This is a genomic window from Micromonospora sp. CA-240977, from assembly GCF_050942285.1.
Lineage (GTDB): Bacteria > Actinomycetota > Actinomycetes > Mycobacteriales > Micromonosporaceae > Micromonospora.
In genome coordinates this window covers 5264698-5284124 of sequence record NZ_CP192055.1, presented here as the reverse complement: position 1 = coordinate 5284124, position 19427 = coordinate 5264698, and the positions used below count along the sequence as shown (strand labels likewise).

15 protein-coding genes are annotated in these 19427 nt (G+C 71.3%); 11 read left to right on the top strand and 4 right to left on the bottom strand.

The features are described 5' to 3' along the window. Positions 1 to 85: 85 nt before the first annotated feature. A complete protein-coding gene (locus tag ACQPWW_RS23860; RefSeq protein WP_433125670.1) occupies positions 86 to 1933 on the bottom strand; it encodes a thiamine pyrophosphate-requiring protein in 1848 nt (615 codons plus the stop codon). A gap of 52 nt (positions 1934 to 1985) precedes the next feature. Here ACQPWW_RS23860 and ACQPWW_RS23855 point away from each other — a divergent pair, with 52 nt between their 5' ends. From ACQPWW_RS23855 to ACQPWW_RS23845, 3 genes are all read left to right on the top strand, one after another. Beyond that, complete coding sequence (locus tag ACQPWW_RS23855) at positions 1986 to 2873, top strand: TrmH family RNA methyltransferase (RefSeq protein ID WP_433134520.1); 888 nt, start codon at positions 1986 to 1988, stop codon at positions 2871 to 2873. A gap of 47 nt (positions 2874 to 2920) precedes the next feature. Beyond that, positions 2921 to 4372, top strand: a complete 1452-nt coding sequence (gene argG / locus ACQPWW_RS23850) for an argininosuccinate synthase (RefSeq protein ID WP_433125669.1) — start codon at positions 2921 to 2923, stop codon at positions 4370 to 4372. 68 nt (positions 4373 to 4440) lie between these two features. Then, positions 4441 to 6219, top strand: coding sequence for a PucR family transcriptional regulator (locus ACQPWW_RS23845; protein WP_433125668.1), 1779 nt, complete (start codon positions 4441 to 4443; stop codon positions 6217 to 6219). Between the two features lie 115 nt (positions 6220 to 6334). On the opposite strand, the gene ACQPWW_RS23840 is transcribed toward ACQPWW_RS23845, so the two are convergent. After that, the gene (locus tag ACQPWW_RS23840; RefSeq protein WP_433125666.1) at positions 6335 to 7684 is read right to left on the bottom strand and encodes a hypothetical protein; all 1350 of its coding nucleotides are present in this window, start codon (positions 7682 to 7684) and stop codon (positions 6335 to 6337) included. Positions 7685 to 7766: 82 nt separating this feature from the next. Here ACQPWW_RS23840 and murD point away from each other — a divergent pair, with 82 nt between their 5' ends. Further along, positions 7767 to 9113, top strand: a complete 1347-nt coding sequence (murD, locus tag ACQPWW_RS23835) for a UDP-N-acetylmuramoyl-L-alanine--D-glutamate ligase (protein WP_433125665.1) — start codon at positions 7767 to 7769, stop codon at positions 9111 to 9113. A 28-nt stretch (positions 9114 to 9141) separates the two neighbouring features. Here the strand turns inward: murD and ACQPWW_RS23830 are convergent, their stop codons facing one another. Further along, the gene (locus ACQPWW_RS23830) at positions 9142 to 10107 is read right to left on the bottom strand and encodes a hypothetical protein (RefSeq protein WP_433125664.1); all 966 of its coding nucleotides are present in this window, start codon (positions 10105 to 10107) and stop codon (positions 9142 to 9144) included. Between the two features lie 73 nt (positions 10108 to 10180). On the opposite strand from ACQPWW_RS23830, the gene ACQPWW_RS23825 reads away from it, so the two are divergent. Then, positions 10181 to 11050: a hypothetical protein gene (locus ACQPWW_RS23825; RefSeq protein ID WP_433125663.1), complete on the top strand. Its 870-nt coding sequence runs from the start codon at positions 10181 to 10183 to the stop codon at positions 11048 to 11050. A 156-nt stretch (positions 11051 to 11206) separates the two neighbouring features. Continuing rightward, positions 11207 to 12070, top strand: coding sequence for a hypothetical protein (locus ACQPWW_RS23820; protein WP_433125661.1), 864 nt, complete (start codon positions 11207 to 11209; stop codon positions 12068 to 12070). A gap of 1148 nt (positions 12071 to 13218) precedes the next feature. Here the strand turns inward: ACQPWW_RS23820 and ACQPWW_RS23815 are convergent. After that, entirely contained in the window at positions 13219 to 14205 is a 987-nt protein-coding gene (locus ACQPWW_RS23815) for an N-acetylglucosamine kinase (protein ID WP_433125659.1), read from the bottom strand. 207 nt (positions 14206 to 14412) lie between these two features. Between ACQPWW_RS23815 and ACQPWW_RS23810 the strand changes: the two genes are divergently transcribed. From ACQPWW_RS23810 to ACQPWW_RS23790, 5 genes are read left to right on the top strand one after another with little or no spacing between them, the layout of a single operon-like run. Next, complete coding sequence (locus tag ACQPWW_RS23810) at positions 14413 to 15366, top strand: MurR/RpiR family transcriptional regulator (RefSeq protein WP_433125658.1); 954 nt, start codon at positions 14413 to 14415, stop codon at positions 15364 to 15366. Further along, positions 15363 to 16112, top strand: a complete 750-nt coding sequence (locus ACQPWW_RS23805; RefSeq protein ID WP_433125656.1) for a sugar isomerase domain-containing protein — start codon at positions 15363 to 15365, stop codon at positions 16110 to 16112. Before ACQPWW_RS23810 ends, ACQPWW_RS23805 begins: the two co-directional genes overlap by 4 nt. A gap of 26 nt (positions 16113 to 16138) precedes the next feature. Beyond that, positions 16139 to 17575, top strand: a complete 1437-nt coding sequence (ngcE, locus tag ACQPWW_RS23800) for an N-acetylglucosamine/diacetylchitobiose ABC transporter substrate-binding protein (protein WP_433125654.1) — start codon at positions 16139 to 16141, stop codon at positions 17573 to 17575. A 16-nt stretch (positions 17576 to 17591) separates the two neighbouring features. Further along, positions 17592 to 18500, top strand: a complete 909-nt coding sequence (locus ACQPWW_RS23795) for a carbohydrate ABC transporter permease (protein ID WP_433125652.1) — start codon at positions 17592 to 17594, stop codon at positions 18498 to 18500. Then, positions 18500 to 19426 (top strand): carbohydrate ABC transporter permease, encoded by a 927-nt coding sequence (locus tag ACQPWW_RS23790; protein ID WP_433125650.1) that lies wholly within the window; start codon positions 18500 to 18502, stop codon positions 19424 to 19426. The genes ACQPWW_RS23795 and ACQPWW_RS23790 overlap by 1 nt, the downstream gene beginning before the upstream one ends. Position 19427: the final 1 nt, after the last annotated feature.

Sequence of the window (19427 nt, the reverse complement as noted above, 5' to 3'; positions counted from 1 at the left end):
TGCTCCACTCGCCATCCGTGCCGTCGGGGTGTCCGACGGGCGGGAAGGCCGCCTTCGGGGATCGCGAGTGGAGCACGGCCCCCGGTCAGCCCTTGCGGCGGCGGGGGCGGTAGCTCGCGAGTGTCGACGGGATGCCGCGGCGGACGATGCCCGCCCAGTCGGTGTCACCACGCAGCACCGCCGCCGCCGTCTTGCGGGCCTGCTCGGCCGTGAAGTGCGGCGGCAGCATCAGCTCGGCCGGGTCGACAAGGGCGTTGATGACCACCGGTCGATCGGCGGCGAGCGCCCGGTCCCAGACCGCCGGCACCTGCTCCGGAGAGTCGACAAGCTCACCGTGCAGCCCGAGCACCTGGGCCCACTGGTGGTAGGCGATGTCCGGCAACTGCTGGCTGTCCGGGAACATCGGCGTCCCCTCCGTGGACCGCTGCTCCCAGCTGACGAACGCCAGATCCCGGTTGTTGAGCACGAGCACCACGAACCGGGGGTCGGCCCAGCCGCGCCAGTACTTCGCCACGGTGATCAGCTCGTTGACGCCGTTCATCTGCATGGCGCCGTCACCGATCAGCGCGACGAGCGGTCGGTCCGGGTGGGCGAACTTGGCGCTCAGCGCGTACGGCATGGCGCCACCCATGGACAGCAGGGTGCCGGACAGGCTGGCCAGCATCCCGGGGCGGACCTGGAGGTGGCGGGCGTACCAGGCGGTGGTGGTGCCGCAGTCGACGGCGAGCAGCACGTCGTCGGGCAACCGCTCGTTGAGGGTGTGGAAGAGCAGTTGCGGGTTGACCGGGTCGGCGGTCTGCTCGGCCAGGTCCCGTTGCACGCGACGCCACGCGGAGGTGGCCTCGGTGATCTCCGCCCGCCACGCGGTCGGCCCGGGTCCGGGGCCCAGCTCGTTCAGCAGCGCCCGCAACGTGGGACGGGCGTCGCCGGTCAGGTTCACCTCGGTCGGGTAGCGCAGCCCGAGCTGGGTGCCGTCCAGGTCGATCTGCACCGCGCGGGCCTGGCCGGGCGGCGGGTAGAACTCCGAGTACGGCATGTTGCTGCCCACGATCAGCAGTCGGTCGCAGCCGGTCATCAACTGCCAGCTCGGTCGGGTGCCGAGCAGCCCGATCGCCCCGGTGACCCATGGCTCGCGATGGTCGACGACGGTGAAGCCGAGCAGCGCGGTGGCCACCCCGGCGCCGAGTCGATGGGCGATCTCGCGGACCTCCTCCTGCGCGCCCAGCGCGCCCTGCCCGACCAGCATGGCCACCCGCTGTCCACCGCTGAGCACCTCGGCGGCCCGGCGTAGGTCGGCCTCCGGCGGCACCGTGGGAGTGCTGCTCGGCACGTTGCTGGTCTGGTAGTAGCCGTGCGCGTGGGGTGGGTCCGGGATGGCCGGCTCGTCCTGGATGTCCAGGGGGAGGATCAGGGCGGTGACGGTACGCCGGGCCAGCGCGGTGCGGCACGCCCGGTCGACAAGGTGGCGTACCTGTGCCGGGTGGTCGAGCTGAGCGAGGAACGCCGCTGCCACGTCCTTGTAGAGGGCGAGCAGGTCGACCTCCTGGTAGTAGCCGCCGCCCTCGGCGGTGGTCGCGGTGTGCCCGACCAGGGCGATCACCGGTTGGTGGTCGAGCTTGGCGTCGTACAGGCCGTTGAGCAGGTGGATGGCGCCCGGGCCGCTTGTCACCAGGGCGCAGCCCAGCGGCCCGCCGCCGTACTTGACGTGCGCGGACGCGGCGAAGCCGGCGGTCTCCTCGTGGCGGACCTGGATGAACTGGGCGCGGCCAGCGGTGCGTTGCAGCGCGGACGTGAGGCCGTTGATGCCGTCCCCGGGGTAGCCGAAGTAGCGGTGCACGCCCCAGCTGAACAGTCGCGACACGATGTGGTCGGCGACGGTGGGGTGCCGGGGGAGAGCGCCGGCTTCGCCCGGTTCGGTGTGCGCTGTGCTCACCTGGCTGGTCCTTCCCGTCGGATCCGGTACTCCGCGGGTCGTTCCCCTTCTCCTGAGGACAAAACACCCCACCGGTGGGCATCGGTGGGCGAGGTACGCCGTCCGGCAGAATCGTCGGGTGCCCGTCCACCAGATCACCGACCCTGACGACGACCGCATCGCCGACTACCGCGCGCTCACCGACGTCGAACTGCGCACCCGCTGGGAGCCGCCGCACGGCCTGTTCATCGCCGAGGGCGAGCTGGTGCTGCGCCGGGCGTTGCGGGCCGGCTACCCGGCCCGGTCGTACCTTGTCGACGCCAAGCGGATCGACCAACTCGCCGACCTCGACACCGGCGACGCGCCCGTCTACGCCGCGACGCAGGACGTGCTGCAACGGGCGACCGGCTTCCACGTACACCGGGGGGTGTTGGCGTCCTTCCACCGCCGGCCGCTGCCGACGGCGGCCGAGGTGCTCGCCGCCGCACGTCGGGTGGTGGTCCTGGAGGACATCAACAACCACACCAACCTGGGTGCCGTCTTCCGGGGCGCCGCCGCGCTCGGCATCGACGGGGTGTTGTTGTCGCCGACCTGTGCCGACCCGCTCTATCGGCGCAGTGTCCGGGTCAGCATGGGCGAGGTCTTCGCGGTGCCGTACGCCAAGTTCGACCGCTGGCCGGCGGGCCTGGAGCAGGTGCGGGAGGCCGGCTTCACGGTGCTGGCGTTGACCCCGGCGGCGGAGGCGTTGCCGATGCAGCGGCTCTCCGCGGCCCAGCGGGCGCGGGCGGCGTTGCTGTTCGGTGCCGAGGGCCCGGGGTTGACCGGCGCGGCGCAGAGCGCCAGCGACGTCCGGGTGCGGCTCCCGATGCGACGCGGGGTGGATTCGTTGAACGTCGCCGCCGCCGCGGCGGTCGCCTTCTGGGAGCTGGGTCGCGACGATCCGCTGGACGGCAGCGATTAATTCACTCCGGCTTGCATGCTCATGCGCTCTGTTGCATAATTTTCCCCGTGTCCAAGGTTCTCACCTCCCTGCCCACCGGCGAACGTGTCGGCATCGCCTTCTCCGGCGGCCTCGACACCTCGGTAGCTGTCGCGTGGATGCGCGACAAGGGCGCCGTGCCCTGCGCCTACACCGCCGACATCGGCCAGTACGACGAGCTTGACATCGCCTCGGTGCCCGGCCGCGCGCTCAGCTACGGCGCCGAGGTCGCCCGACTGGTCGACTGTCGCGCCGCCCTCGTCGAGGAGGGCCTGGCGGCGTTGACCTGCGGGGCCTTCCACATCCGCTCGGGCGGACGGGCGTACTTCAACACCACGCCGCTCGGCCGGGCCGTGACCGGGACCCTGCTGGTGCGCGCGATGATCACCGACGACGTCCAGATCTGGGGCGACGGCTCGACGTTCAAGGGCAACGACATCGAGCGGTTCTACCGGTACGGCCTGCTGGCCAACCCACAGCTGCGCATCTACAAGCCGTGGCTCGACACCGCCTTCGTCACCGAGCTGGGTGGGCGCAAGGAGATGTCGGAGTGGCTGCTGGAGCGCGGCCTGCCCTACCGGGACAGCACCGAGAAGGCGTACTCCACCGACGCCAACATCTGGGGCGCCACCCACGAGGCGAAGACCCTCGAGCACCTCGACACCGGCATCGAGACGGTCAGCCCGATCATGGGCGTCCGGTTCTGGGACCCGTCGGTGGAGATCCCGACCGAGGACGTCACCATCGGCTTCGACCAGGGCCGCCCGGTGACGATCAACGGCAAGGAGTTCGGCAGCCCCGTCGACCTGGTGCTGGAGGCCAACGCCATCGGCGGCCGGCACGGCCTCGGCATGTCGGACCAGATCGAGAACCGGATCATCGAGGCCAAGAGCCGGGGCATCTACGAGGCGCCCGGCATGGCGCTGCTGCACGCCGCGTACGAGCGGCTGGTCAACGCCATCCACAACGAGGACACCCTGGCGAACTACCACAGCGAGGGTCGCCGCCTGGGCCGCCTGATGTACGAGGGCCGCTGGCTGGACCCGCAGGCGCTGATGCTGCGCGAGTCGTTGCAGCGCTGGGTCGGCACGGCGGTCACCGGCGAGGTCACCCTGCGGCTGCGCCGGGGCGAGGACTACTCGATCCTGGACACCACCGGCCCGGCCTTCAGCTACCACCCGGACAAGCTGTCGATGGAGCGTACCGAGGACTCGGCGTTCGGCCCGTCGGACCGGATCGGCCAGCTCACCATGCGCAACCTGGACATCGCCGACTCGCGGGCGAAGCTGGAGCAGTACGCCAACCTCGGCATGGTCGGCGGGGGGACCCCGCAGCGGATGGTCGGCGCCGCGCAGGCGGCCTCGACCGGGCTGATCGGCGCGATGCCGGAGGGCGGCGCGGAAGCCATCGCCTCCCGGGGTGTCGCCTCCGCCGACGACGAGGCGCTCGACCGGGCCGCCATGGAGTTCGGCGTCGACTGAACGAACGCGCGCCGACCCCTCGTGATGTCGCCCGGCGAATGTCGAGATCCGGCATCACGGAGGGTAGCGTGTCGGCCGTGTTCCCTACCGTGCGTGAGGTCCTCGCCCTGGGCCCGGTTCGCCACGGCGCGCCGCGCACGGTCGCCGGGGACGCTGGGCTGGACCGGCCGGTCCGCTGGGTGCACGTCGCCGAGGTGCCGGACATCGCCACCCTGCTCGGCGGCGGCGAGTTGGTGCTCACCACCGGCATCGGCCTACCCGGGGACGACGCCGGGCTACGCGCGTTCATCGGGGACCTGGCCGACGTCGGGGTCTCCGGGCTCGTCGTCGAGTTGGGCCGCCGCTACGTCAGCGGGGTGCCCCGGGTGATGGTCGCCGCCGCCGAGCGGCGCGGGCTGCCCCTGGTGGAGCTGCGCCGCGCCACCCCGTTCGTGCGGATCACCGAGGCGGTACACGCCCTGATCGTCGACGCGCAGCTCACCGAGCTGCGCGCCACCGAGGAGATCCACCAGCGCTTCAACGACCTGTCCGTCGAGGGCGCCGACGCCGCCGAGGTGATCCGGCAGGCCGCCGAGTTGTCCGGTTGCCCAGTGGTGTTGGAGAACCTGTCCCGTCAGGTGCTGGGATACGACCCGGCCGGGGAGAGCGCCGAACGGCTGCTGGACGGCTGGGAGCAGCACTCCCGGCGGATCCGACCGGCCGGTCGGACCGCGTACGACCCGGACAGCGGCTGGCTGGTGACAGTCGTCGGCGCCCGGGGGCAGGACTGGGGACGGCTGCTGCTGCGCTGGCCGGCCAGCGGCGACGTGCCCAGCGCCCAGTCCAGCGAGCCGGCCGCCGGCCCGCCCACCCGGTTGACCATCCTGATCGAGCGGGCCGCGTCCACCCTCGCGCTGGGCCGGTTGATCCGCCGCGACGCCGAAGGGCTGGAACGGCAGATCCACCGCACCCTGCTCACCGCGCTCCTCGACCACTCCCGGCCGGTGGACGAGGTCGCGCTGCGGGCCAAGGCGCTCGGCGTGGTGCTCGACCGTCGGCACCTGGTGGGCGTGATGGTCCGACACCGGGCCGAGGACCCGGCGGGGGAGAGCGGCCCGGAGGCCGCGCAGGCCCGGCTGCGGGACCTGTCCGAGGCGGTCGGCCAGGCGCTGCGCGAGGCGAAGCTGACAGCGCTCACCAGCGCGGTCGACGACAATTCGGTGGGTGTGCTGCTGGCCCTGACCGACCCGGCCGCCGAGGACCGCGCGCTGTCCGCGTTCGCCGGCGCACTACGCCGGGTACGCCTCGACGCCGGCACCGGTCGTGCATCCTCCGGCGGCGACGTGCCCCGGTCGGCGGTCGCCATCGATCCGTCCCCGGCACCGGTGGGCGTCGATGTTCCCCGGGGTGGTGGTCCGGGTGCCGTGATCGTGGCCGCTGGATCGGGGGTGGGCACGCCGCGGGAGGCCCGCCGGTCGCTGGTCGAGGCTCGGCAGATCGCCGAGGCGGCCCGGCGGGATCCGCGTGACCTGCCGATCTTCCGGCTGCCCCACGTCGGTTTGGCCGGGCTGCTGCACCTGCTGCGTGACGAGCCCCGGTTGCAGACCTTCGTGGAGCGCGAACTCGGGGCGCTGCTCGAGTACGACGCCCGCCACCCCCGGGAGCGGCTGCTCGACACCCTGCGCACGTACCTGGAGCAGGGTCGTAACAAGTCCGCCGGCGCCGCCGCCGCCCACCTGTCCCGGCCGGCCTTCTACGAACGCCTGGCCCGCATCGCCCGCATCCTCGACGTGGACCTCGACTCGGTGGAGGCCAGCCTCTCCCTACACGTGGCCCTGCTGGCCCTGGAAGCGGTCCGAGCCCCCTGACCCCACTCCACCCCACCCCCACATCCCGCGTTGATCATGAGGTTAGCCCTCTGACACGCCCACGAGAGTGGCGACAACCTCATGATCAACTGGATCGGAGGGGGAGGGGTGGGGGTTAGGTGAGGGCGTTCAGGGCCTTGGCGTAGGTCGGGGGGATGTGGTTGGGGCCGCCCGGGGTGAAGACGTCCGAGTGGGCCACCGCGGACCAGGCCGTCGCCGGAACGGCTTCGACAAGGGCTCGGATCACCGGGGCGTCACGCCACTGGTCCTGTTCGGCGAGCAGACCCAAAGCCACCACCGACTCCTCGACCTCGCCCACACACTCGAACGGCTTGTGCCCGTCCACGCCCAGCAGCTCGCGGTAGCCGGGGATCTGCTCCGGGTCGGCGAGCAGATCGCCGCCGAAGATGTGGGTGATCCGCTCACGCGGCATGAAGGGCGCCATGGCCAGGAAGACGAACCGGCACTTCGGGCAGTCACGGCACCAGCGCTCGCTCGCGTCCCGCAGCTTGAACGCGGCGTTGCAGCTGGTCACCACGTCGTCGTAGCGGGTGAACTCGGCGAACAGCCGGGCGATGTGCAGCTCGGAGAGCGAGCGCAACAGCGAGAAGTACGGTTCGGTCAGGCCGGCGTGCTCGGCCAGCGACGCCCGCAGCAACCCCTCCGCCTCGACACCCTTGGACCACTGGTGGTTGATCTCGTGACCGTCCCAGACCAGGTTCGGGTCGGACGCCGAGCGCTCGTTGGACATCACCACCGGACCCAGCCCGTGCAGCACCGCGGTCGCCACCGCGATCAGCGAGTTGATCGCGGTCACCGGGATGTGCCCGTTCAGCGCGCCGGCCGCGTTCAGGTCGAACAGCACCGGATCGATCCGCCGACGCGCGGCGAGCGGGATCAGCCCGGACGCCTCGTTCACCGAGACGATCACGTGGTTCGGGTTGACCGAGAACGGCACCGGGTCCAACTCGGCCCGGCGCAGCGCCTCCAGGCTGACGATCGAGTCCTTGCCGCCGCCGACCGCCGAGAGCGGACGACGATCGGAGTCGTCGTACACACGTGGCGCGTCCGGCGAGCCGGCCGGCACCTCCGGGCGCAACTCAAGCACGTGGGGCAGTTGGTTGCGGTACGCGTACTCGGCGAGGCCCTTGGTGTAGACGGCCGTGACGTAGTCGACGGTGGCCGTGCCCAGCGGCGCCGGCAGCACGAGCCGGGGCGGCGCGGCGGTCTTGTAGTAGCTGACCCCGGCGACCAGGTGCAGCACCTCCAGCACCCGGCCGAGGGTCGCCACCGTCTCGTCCGACGGCGGCTCCGCCGGCAGCGGAAGGGTGATCACCTCGGTGAACCGCTGCTCACCGGCCGGACCGGTCAGCGCGTAGTCGAACAACACCTCACCGGTGGCGAAGTCGATCGAGTAGGACGGGAAGGTGAAGGCGTCCATCCGCCGGAGCTGCTCGTTGGGCACACGCCATACTAGGCCCTGGTTCGTCCGGCCGTGTCCGGACCGGGCCCGCCCCGCTGCCGCCGCGACCCCCGAGGAGAGCCCAGTGCGCCTGTCTGACCTGCGCGGACGTACCGTCGCCGTCTGGGGCACCGGCCGGGAGGGACGCGCCGCTGTGACAGCGATCGCCGCGCACGGCCCGGCCGAGCTGGTCGCCGTCGACGACAGCGCGAACTTCCTCTCCCTGCCCTGGGACGGCCCGCTGGCCGAGGCCGCGCCGCTGGTCACCGGTGAGGCGGGGTTCGTTCGGCTGGCCGCCGCCGACGTGGTGGTCCGCTCCCCGGGCGTGCCGCAGACCCACCCGTGGATGGTCGAGCTGCGCCGACGCGGGGTCCTGGTCACCCAGGGCACCGCGCTGTGGATGGCCGACCACGCCGCGCGCACCGTCGGGGTCACCGGCAGCAAGGGCAAGAGCACCACCTCCAGCCTGATCAGCCACCTGCTCACCGCGACGGGCCGGCCGAACGTCTTCGGCGGCAACATCGGGGTGCCGACCCTGGACCTGCCGGACGCCGAGCTGTACGTGCTGGAACTGTCCAGCTACCAGTGCAGCGACCTCACCGACTCACCCCGGGTGGCGGTCGTCACCGCGCTCTTCCCCGAACACCTGGACGCGCACGGCGGGGAGCGGGAGTACTACCGGGACAAACTCAACCTGCTCGCCCACGACCCGCAGACGATCGTCGTCAACGGTGGGGACCCCCGGCTCGCCGCCGAGCTGGGTGACCTGCCGGCGGTGCGGGCCGGTCACCCCGACACCACCCACGTCGCCCCCGGCCTCGACGGCACGCCCTGGTTCCACCTCGGCGACCAGCCGCTCTTCCCGCGCGCCGTACTGCCGCTGGTGGGCCGGCACAACGAGGGCAACCTGTGCGTCGCACTCGCCGTGCTCGACGCGCTCGGCGTCGACGTGGTGGCCGGCAAGGACCACCTCGCCGTCGCGGTCGCCGAGTTCCAGGGGCTGGCCCACCGGCTCACCGAGATCACCGACCCGTCCGGGTTGACCTTCGTCGACGACACACTGGCCACCAGCCCGTACGCGGCCATGCACGCCATCGACGCGTACGACGGGCGGCCGTTGACCGTGATCGTCGGCGGCAACGACCGGGGCCTGGACTACACGCCGTTGGCCGAGCACCTGGCCGAGCGGGAGCTGACCGTGATCGGCATCCCGGACAGCGGCACCCGCATCGTCGAGGCGCTCGCCGGCCTGCCGAAGGTGCGTACCGAACTGGTCGACGACCTGGTGGACGCGGTCCGGCTGTCCCGCGAGGTGACCCCGACCGGTGGGGTGGTGCTGCTGTCGCCGGCCGCGCCCAGCTACGGCCGGTTCCGCAACTTCGAACACCGCTCCGAGGTCTTCGCCCAGGCCGTGGCCGACACCGCCGGCTGAGGCCAGGCCCAGCGGACACCGCCGACCGTCAGCGCGGGTGCAGCCCGGAGTGCAGGGCGCGCATCGAGCGGATCGCCGAGCGGATCTCCTGGAGGTAGCGCCCCGGGGTGAGGGTCTGCTCGGGCAGGACCGCCAGGTCGGCCAGCGCCGGGTCCACGCCGACCGTGTCGATGCCGCACCCGTAGGGCAGGGCCAGGGTGCGCAGCGCGTCGCAGTGCTGGAACGGCACGTAGATCGGCGCGGTGACCATCAGTATCTGGTCGCCCGGGGCGACCCGCGCGTGCCCGGCCCAGAAGCGCTGCGTGTCGGCGGTGTGAGCGCGCCGCCGCTGCGGTTCGCTGGACGGCGCGGCCAGCACCCGCACCGGTGGCAGGCCCGCCGGCCGGTAGGTCCGCGACGACCAGGACTGGTGGGGGTGACCCGCGTCGACGCCGGCCTGCTCCGTGGGGGCCGCCACCTCGAACACCCGCCGGACCGCCGTGTCCAGCACGTCCACCTCGGTCTCGTCGCCGGGCAGGCCGGCATCGGCCAGCGTGCGCCGTTCCCAGTCCGACAGCGGCCGGAAACTACCCAGCACGGCGACCTCGCCGGTCACCCGCAGACCGGCGCGCAGCAGGTGCGCGGCGTAGGCGACCCGGCGCACGCAGGCGTGCCCCAGACCGCCGAGGACGACCAGGTGCGCGTACGCCGGCCGGGTCGGCGGCACCGGCCACACCAGGCCGAGCGCCGCCGCGGCGGCGAGCACCAGCTCGGAGGTCTCGGGGTCGAGATCCGGTTCCCGGGCCTCGGGCCGCTCCCGGCCACCCCGGAAGTCCCAGTGCGTCGCCGAGAACTCGTCGAGAAACCGCAGCACCTCGGTCAGGTCACCGTCGGGCCAGGTACCGCCGAACCGGGCGACCAGACCCCGGACCGGATCCGCGCCCACCCACCGGGCGACGCCGGCGGCCGGGTCGTCCGGCGCACCGACAGGCAGCGGTACGGGCAGCTCGGGCACCGCAGGATCGTACCGGGGCGCCCTTGTCGTCCCGTCGTACGCTGACCTCAGCCGGCGCCCGGGAGGTACGTCGATGTCCGATCTGCTCCGCCGACGCCGTGCCGGCCGGATCGCCTCGGCGGGTGGATTCGTCCGGCTGCTGGCGCACACCGACCCGGTCGCGTTGGTCGGCATCCTGCTGTCGCTGACGCTCTCCGTGACGCTGGACCTGACAAACGCGGCAACCGGGGTGGAGTCGCTGCTCGCCGGGCTGATGGGCACCACCATCTCGCTGCTTGTCGACTCGCTGGCCCGCGCCGAGCGCCGGTTCCACCTGCGGACCCTCCTGGAAGGGCCGCACTGGCTCGTACACGCGGTACCGGAGGTGGTCACCGGCAGCCGGGAGGCGGTCGAGCGGTACCCGGGCACCCGGGTGGCCGAGGAGGCCCGACGTCGCTTCGAGCGGTTGCGGGCCGAGACCGAACAACTGCGCGCCGGTCGGGTCATCCGGCCCGGTGGCGACTGCCAGGACCTGCTCGGGGGCACCCGCGAGTGCGTACGCCGGCTGGACGCGGTGACCAACGTGATGCCGAGAGCCAGCGGCGAACTGAGCTGGTGGCGCGGCGAGATCGGCCGCCACTACTGGGCGACGAACACCGAGGCGTTGGCCCGGGGCGTACGGATCACCCGGGTGTTCCTGCACGCCGGCCTCACCGACGAGCTGACCGAACTGGTACGGGCCCAGCGCCAGGCCGGGGTGCGGGTGGGCCTGTTGCCGTGGGGCGTGGTCGATGCCTCCCGCCACGTCAACCTGACAGTGTGGGACGGCGCGGCGTGCTGGGAGGGCCGGATGAGCGCGCACGGCGAGATCACTGAGAACCAGTTCTCGCTGAATGCCGGGGATTTGGCCCGGCTGACCGACGTCTTCGAGGCCTGCGTCGAGGCGGCGACCTTCCTGGACTGACTGTGGTGTTGACGTGTTGCGGCGTTGGTTGGTTGCTTGTCACGTTGGTTGGTTGCGTCGTCGAGTGGTTGTGGCGTCGAGTGGTTGTGGCGTCGAGTGGTTGTGGCGTCGAGTGGGTGTGGCGTCGAGTGACGACGACCGGAGGGTGAGCCGCCGATGACCGTGCAGGCCGTACTGCTGGTGACCGTGGTCGTCTGGGCGGTCAGTCTGATCCGGTCGGTGCGGATGCGTGCGCTGGTCTACAGTCTCCCGCTGCCGATGACGCTGGCCCTGGTCAGCACCGGGCACCGGGTGCAGGGCGCCCAACTGCTCGGGGTGCTCTGCCTCAACCTGTTCTTCGTCGTCGTGGCGGTCACACACCACCGGCTGCGCTGGCCGATCCTGGTCGCCGACGCCGCCGGAATCATCGGGTACGTGGCGCTCAGCGCGGGCCTGCTCGCCGTACCGGTGCCGTTCTGGCCGGCGCTGGTGGGCACCGTGGCGCTCTGGGCGGTGACGATGCTGTTGCTGCGCCGGCACCCCCTTGCGCCGACCGCGCCGTCGTCGGCCGGGGCCTTGTCGTCGGGCGGCCCGTTGTCGTCGGGCGGGCCGTTGCCGTCGTCATCGTCGGGTGTGCCGCTGCCGTCGGCGGAGCGGCAGGCGGGGTCCGGGCCGCAGATGGCGGAGGCAGGCCGAACCCGGCTACCGGCGCCGGTCAAGCTGCTGGTGATACTGGTGGGTGCGACGCTCACCGGGCTGCTCGGCGAGCTGCTGCGTGCGATGGTGGTGACCTTCCCGTACTCCGGGGTGCTGGTGGCCATCGAAAGCCGCCGCGACCTGGTGGCGTTCACCCGGCACTTCGCCCGCAACAGCCTGGCGTTGGTCGGCTTCCTGACGGCGTACCACATCTGGCAGGACACCTCGACGGTCGCTGCGCTGGCGGCCGGCTGGGTGGCGTTCGCGGTGTTGGCTGTGGCGCTGCACGCGGCGAGCGCCGGTGCCGCGGCCCGGCGTCGCGCCGCGCTGCCGGCCGCCGGATGAGCGTGCCCACCCGACGTGATGTAACTGCTGTCCTGACGCGACGCGGTGGCGTATCTCGGGATTGCCGACGGTGGCAGGCTCGGGACTGAACGGCCGCCAGCGAGCCCGAGGCGAGTGTCCGAAAACGAACGTCGCGCTGTCGATCGTGCCAGGGTTGTTCTGGAGGCCGAGGGCTTGAAGTCCCGGCCTGGCTTGTCGCAGGAACCCTTTCGCATCAGAGCGTGGAGTGGAGGGAATCTGTGCGCCTCGCGTGGCGGGCGCCTTCCTCCCGCACGGCGACGATCCGCCCGACCCACCGGCGGAAGAGATCGGCTGAACAGGTCTGGCATCCCGTGGTGCCGTGCCGCTGCCGGCCTGCTGGCTACCCCCGCTGCTGGTCTGCTGTCCCGGTCGTGCCGCCAGCGGTGGTGGTGACAAGGGCGACGCCGGCACCTACCGGGGCACCATGACCGCCCGGAACCTGCTCCTCGTGCAGAGGGACGCTCTGCTTGAGGTGGTCCACGGGTGCGGTCACTTTCGGCCCTTCCTCCGGGCAGCGTGTCCGGGATTGATCAGTGCCGCGATTCTGCTCCAGCAGATGCAGTCCGGCCTCACCGCCGGCCAGCTCAGGTAGGTCGTGCCCCTCCCGTATGCCTCGCGCGCCCGCCCGCCTCGCGCACCCTCCCACATGCCTCGCCCCCGCCCGCATGCCTCACGCGCCTCCCGCCTCGGGGGCCCTCCCGCCTCGGGGGCCCTCCCGCCTCGGGGGCCCTCCCGCCTCGGGGGCCCTCCCGCCTCGGGGGCCCTCCCGCGTCGGTTGCCCTCCCGCGTCCAAGATCCGCGCAACTTCGGTGAAACTGCTGCCTCAGCGCCCCGTGAGGCAGCAGTTTCACCGAAAGTGCGCGGATCTTGAGCGTCGGTCGGTGGGGGTGGTCGAGTGGCGGGTGCGGGACGGCTTTGAGCGGGCGCGGGGCGACCGTGCCTGCCTTGATCGTGCTCGATCCAGGATGTAGTGGCCTCGCGGCGCGAGTTGGGGACTATATCCACGATCGAGCGTGATCATGACCCGGCGTCCCGGCGTCCCGGCGTCCCGGCGTCCCGGCGTCCCGGCGTCCCGTGTTCCGTGTTCCGGGTTCGCATTGCCGGGGGCGCGGTGGCAGGGGCGGGGGTCAGGTGGTGGGGAACAGGCGGGCGTGCAGGGCTGCCGGGTCGGTGACCTCGGGCAGGTCGCGGGCGGCGAGCCAGGCTGCGGCGGCCGCGCCGTCGCCGGCCGTGTGCAGTGGCGCGTTGGGCCAGTGCTTGGCGAGTTCGGTGCGGACGGCGGTGGCCAGCGGGGTGTCCGCGGTGAGTAGTCCGCCGCCGAGTACGACGGGTGTCGTCGCGTCGGCGGGGCGGATTCGGCTCACGCTTTCGGCCAGGTGGGCTGCGGCTTCGGCGATCAGCGCGACGGCGACGGGTTCGCCGTGGCCGGCGGCGGTCACGACAAGTGGCGCGAGTTGGGCCAGTTCGACGGGTGCTCGGCGGGTGACGGTCTGGATGATGGCGTCCACTGTGGTGCGGGGGCGGGCGGCGATGTCGGCGTTGCCCAGCAGTTCGGTGAGCACCGCCGTGGCCAGTGCCCCGGGTGGGCGGCCGACGTCCAGGTCGGCGAGCAGTCGGCGTACCGATTCGCGGCCGAGCCAGAAGCCCGAGCCGGTGTCGCCGAGGAGCCAGCCATGGCCGTCGGCGATCCGGTCGAGCCGCAGGTCGTGGACCTGTGCGGTGATCGCGCCGGTGCCGGCGATGAGGACGGTTCCGTCCGGTGCGGCGCTGCCGGAGGCGTAGGCGACCAGGGCGTCGCCGTGCACCGCGTACGGGCAGCGTAGGCCGGCGTCGTGCCAGGCCCGGTCGAAGGCGGCCCGGCCGGCGGGGTCGGCGAGTAGCCGGCCCGCACCGGCCAGCCCGATGGTGCCGGCGACCACCCGTGCCGGGTCGAGGTCGGCGAGCGTCTCGCGGAGCGCGGTCAAGAGTTCGGCGGCGGCCCGGTCGGCGCCGTGACTCGTGGGGTTGCCGCCGCCGGCGCGGCCGGCGCCGACCCGTTGCCCGGTGAGGGTCAGGGCGGTCGCCCGGGTGGACGTGCCTCCGACATCGAGGCCGATCACGAGGGCGTCGGACATCGGCACAGGGCTCCTTGGGTGGTGCGGCGAATCGGGCCTGTTCATGCTGGTCGGCGACGTCTTGCGGGGCAAGTTCCGGCGGGCGGAGCGGGCTGTGCGCCAGGTAACAGTTTGAAAACTTCGCCCACAGTCTTGACACGGAGGGGCCTTCAGTAAGAACTTTTACCACTAACAGTTAACAGTCTTTTCGGAAAGGTGAGGCGACCCATGGTTGATCACGAGGTGGACACCGCCGCGGGGACCGCGGTGGTCGACGCCCACGCGATCGACCGACGGACCTCAGCCTCCGACGGGGTGCTGGCCCGCGTCCGCAACGGGCTCGGCGAACTGACCGGCGCGCTGCGCCGCGTCGCCGAGCATGTGCTGAGCGACCCGGAGGCCGCTGCCCGATCCACGATCGTCGAGCTTGCCGAGCGCAGCGGCACCTCACCGGCGACCATCACCCGCTTCTGCCGGGCGATGGGCTTCGAGGGGTACGCCGACCTGCGGTTGGGCATCGCCTCCGAGACCGGTCGGGCCCGCTCGGCCGGCTGGACCGTCGACATCGGACGCGAGATCCAGCCGAGCGACCCGCTCGGTCGGGTGCTCGACCAGATCATGGCCGCCGACACCCGGGCCATGCACGACACCGCCACCCTGCTCGATCTGGGCGAGGTGGAACGGGCCGCCGTGGCGATCGCCGGTGCCAGCAGGGTGAACATCTTCGGCGCCAGCGGTAGCGCGCTGGTCGGCGAGGAGATGCAGTTCAGCCTGCACCGCATCGGCGTGGCCGCGTGGGCGTGGAACGACGTGCACGAGGGGCTGGCCAGCGCCGCGTTGCTGCGCAGCGGAGACGTGGCGCTCGGCATCTCGCACACCGGGCAGACCCGGGAGACGATCGAGATGCTCGCCGAGGCGGGCAGCCGGGGCGCCACCACGCTCGCGCTCACCGGCTTCCCCCGCTCACCGTTGGCCGAACTGGCCGACATCGTGCTGCTGACGGCCAGCCAGGCCACCACCTTCCGGCCGGACGCGCTCTCCGCCCGGCACCCCCAACTCGTGGTGCTCGACCTGCTCTACATCGCCGTGGCCCAACGCACGCACGACCGCGCCCACGCGGCCTTCCGGCGGACCGCGCAGGCCGTCGACGGCCACAAGGCAGCGAAGGGAGCCCTGTCATGATCAGCGCCCAGGGGTACGCGGACGCCGTCCGCCCGGTGCTCGACCGACTGCTCGACTCGGAGGCCGACGGGATCACCCGGGCCGCCGATCTGATCGCCGACAGCCTGCGCGACGGCGGGGTGCTCCAGGCGTTCGGCGCCGGGCACTCCGAGGCGTTCGCCGCCGAGTTGGTGGCGCGCGCCGGCGGGCTGGTCCCCACCAACCGGCTCTCGGTGCGGGACCTGGTGATGCACGGTGACGCCCCGCGTGACGTGCTCGCCGACCCGAAGCTGGAACGCGACCCCACCATCGCCCACCAGATCTACGCGCTCGCGGCCCCGCAGCCGCGTGACGTGTTCGTGGTGGCGTCCCAGTCCGGCATCAACGGCTCGGTGGTAGAGCTGGCGGCGCTGGTCACCGAGCGCGGTCATCCGTTGATCGCGGTCACCTCGGTCGAGCACACGGCACGGGTGGCTCCACGGCATCCGTCCGGTCAGCGGCTCGCCGACCTCGCCGACGTCGTGCTGGACAATGGCGCGCCGTACGGCGATGCACTGCTGCCGCTCGAGGGCGGCGGCGCGGTCTGTGCGGTCTCCTCGGTCACCACGGCGCTGCTGGCGCAGTTGCTGACCGCGGAGGTCGTACGACGGTTCCACCAGGCCGGAGAGGTGCCCCCTATCTACCTCTCCGCCAACGTCCCCGGTGGGGACGAGCACAACATCGCCCTCGAGTCGCGGTACGCCGGGCGTCTCCGGCGTACCGCCTGACCCGAATTCCACAAGGAGAGACGACGATGTCGAATACCCCCGAACACCCGGCCGCACTCGACCGTCGCACGGTGCTGCGCCGCGCCGCCGCCGTGGGCGTGCTCGCCACTCCGGCCATCGGCCTGCTCAGCGCCTGCGCGACAAGCGGCGGCGGCAAGGAGAACGAGCAGGTCGCCGGTGGCACCAAGAGTGAGAAGAACCCGCTGGGCGTCAAGGAGGACGCCGCGATCGAGGTGGTCATCTTCAACGGCGGTTACGGCGAGAAGTACGCCACCGACGTGCACGAGCCGCTCTACAAGACGGCGTTCCCCAAGGCGGAGATCAAGCACCAGGCCACCCAGGCCGTCTCCACGGTGCTCCAGCCGCGGTTCGCGTCCGGTAACCCGCCGGAGTTCGTGAACAACTCGGGCGAGAAGCTGATGGACTTCGGCGCGTTGGTCGCCGACGGCCAGCTCCAGGACCTCACCGAGCTGTGGGACGCCCCGTCGGTCGACGACCCGGCGAAGAAGGTCCGCGACACGGTCGTGCCGGGCACCATCGAGGCGGGTTCGTTCAACGGCAAGCCGTACGTCCTGTACTACGTCTCCACCGTCTTCGGCATCTGGTACTCGGCCAAGCTGTTCAAGGACAACGGCTGGGCGCCGGCGAAGACCTGGGACGACTTCATCGCCCTGCTCACCTCGATCAAGGCCAAGGGCATCACCCCGTACGGCTACGCCGGTGCGAACGCGGCGTACTACCAGTGGAACGTGATCCTCACCCAGGCCGCCAAGATCGGCGGCACCGACGTGCTGAAGAACATCGACAACCTGGAGGACGGCGCCTGGAAGCAGGACGCGATCAAGCAGGCCGCCACGGCGTGGGCCGAGGTCGGGGCGAAGTTCAGCGACAAGAGCTTCGAGGGGCTCAAGCACACCGACGTGCAGCTGCGGCAGAACCAGTACAAGGTCGCCCTGTACCCCAGCGGTGACTGGCTGGAGGGCGAGCAGAAGCAGGACACCCCGGCCGGCTTCGACTACCAGCTCATGCCGGTGCCGAGCCTGACCGCGTCGGACAAGTTGCCGGCCACGGCGTTGCGGGCCACCGCGGGTGAGGGCTACTTCGTCTCGGCGAAGAGCAAGAACCCCAAGGGCGGCCTGGAGTACATGCGTCAGATGTTGTCGAAGGCGGGCGCGAAGGGCTTCACCGAGGTGGTCAAGGCCCCGACCGTGGTCACCGCCGGCTCGGAGGGCTTCTCCTTCCCGCCGGGTGTGGCCAGCTCCCAGGCCGCGCTCAAGGCGGCCGGTCAGGACGTCTTCAACCTGTACTTCGACGGCTGGTACAAGGAGCTCGACACGGAGGCGCGGGCCGCCACCAACGAGCTGATGTTCGGCCGGATCAACGCGGACGCCTTCGTGGAGCGGATCCAGAAGCGCGCCGACGCGATCAAGAAGGATTCCTCCGTCACCAAGTTCAAGCGCTGATCGGAGCGTAGGGGTCATGCGGCACGGCAAGTATCCATTCGTGATCGGGTTCCTGCTCCCCCCGGTTGCGCTGTACGTGACCTTCGTGATCTGGCCGTACGCGCAGGCGTTCCAGATCTCGATGACCAACTGGCGGGGGCTGTCGGCCCCGCAGTGGGTGGGCTTCGACAACTACCGGAGGCTGCTCGACGACGGCGCCTTCTGGAAGGCGGTCCAGCACCACGGCGTACTGCTGCTTGCCCTGCCGCTGATCACCATTGCCATCGCGCTGTTCTTCGCCTTCCTGCTCAATGTGGGCGGCAAGAGCAGCGGCGGTCAACGCCAGGGGGTCTGGGGGGCGAAGTTCTACCGGGTGGTGTTCTTCTTCCCCCAGGTCCTGGCGGTGGCCATCATCGCGGTGCTGTTCCAGACAGTGTACCGGCCGAACGAGTCCGGCCTGATCAACGGCGTGCTGATGAAGTTCGGCCTGGACCCGGTGCTCTTCCTGGTCAAGCCGAGCCTGGCCCTCTGGTCGATCATCGCGGTGCTGGTCTGGCAGGCGGTCGGCTTCTACGTGGTGCTCTTCTCGGCCGGGATGGCCTCCATCCCCGGTGAGATCTACGAGGCCGCGGAGATGGACGGGGCGAGCAGGGTGACCCTGTTCTTCCGGGTCACCCTGCCGCTGCTCTGGGACACCCTCCAGGTGGCCTGGGTGTATCTGGGCATCGCGGCGTTCGACGCGTTCGCCATCGTGGCGGTGCTTTCGGTGGACGGGGGCGGCCCGGACGGCGCCACCACCGTGCTGGCGATGGAGATCTACCGGAACGCGTTCGTCTACCAGAAGTACGGCTACGCCTCGGCGATGGGCGTGGCGCTGTTCTTCCTCACCCTCACGTTCGCGGCGCTGACGCTGCGGCTCACCAAGCGGGAAAGCGTGGAGTACTGATGAACCCGCAGTCGACGCTGCCGCCGACACCGGCGGCACTACCGCCGAAGACCGGCGACCCGAACGCCAGCGGTGGGCGGGGGAGCAAGGGCCCCCGCTCGGAGGTGCGGCTCTTCGCCGGCCTGGGGCACATCGCGCTCGCCGTGTGGGCGGTGATCGTGATCGTGCCGATCCTGTGGACCTTCCTCGCCGCGTTCAAGAACACCACCGAGATCTTCAGCAGCCCGTGGACGCTCCCGGCGGAGCTGCGCTGGGAGAACTTCGGTCGCGCCTGGACCAAGGCGAACGTCGGCAGGTACTTCCTCAACAGTGTCCTCGTGGTCGGGTGCAGCACGTTCCTCACCATGCTGCTCGGCTCGATGGCGGCGTACGTGCTGGCCCGCTACCGGTTCTGGGGCAACCGGGCGGTCTACTACCTCTTCGTCTCCGGGCTGGCCTTCCCGGTCTTCCTGGCCCTGGTGCCGCTCTTCTTCGTGGTGAAGCAGCTGCACCTGTTGGACAGCCACCTCGGGCTGGTGCTTGTCTACACCGCGTACTCCCTGCCGTTCACTGTGTTCTTCCTGGCCGCGTTCTTCAAGACGCTGCCGACGTCGGTCGCCGAGGCGGGGATGATCGACGGTTGCGGGCACACCCGGCTGTTCTTCCAGGTGATGATGCCGATGGCGAAGCCGGGCCTGATCAGCGTGGCGATCTTCAACATCATCGGCCAGTGGGCGCAGTACCAACTCCCGTTGGTACTGCTCACCGACGAGAAGAAGTGGGTGCTCACCCAGGGCATCGCCGATATCTCGGTAAACGCCGGCTACGAGGCGGACTGGTCCGGGTTGTTCGCCGCGTTGACCCTCGCCATCCTCCCGATGATCATCGTGTACGCGGTCTTCCAACGCCAGATCCAGGCCGGCCTCACCGCAGGCGCCGTCAAGTAGC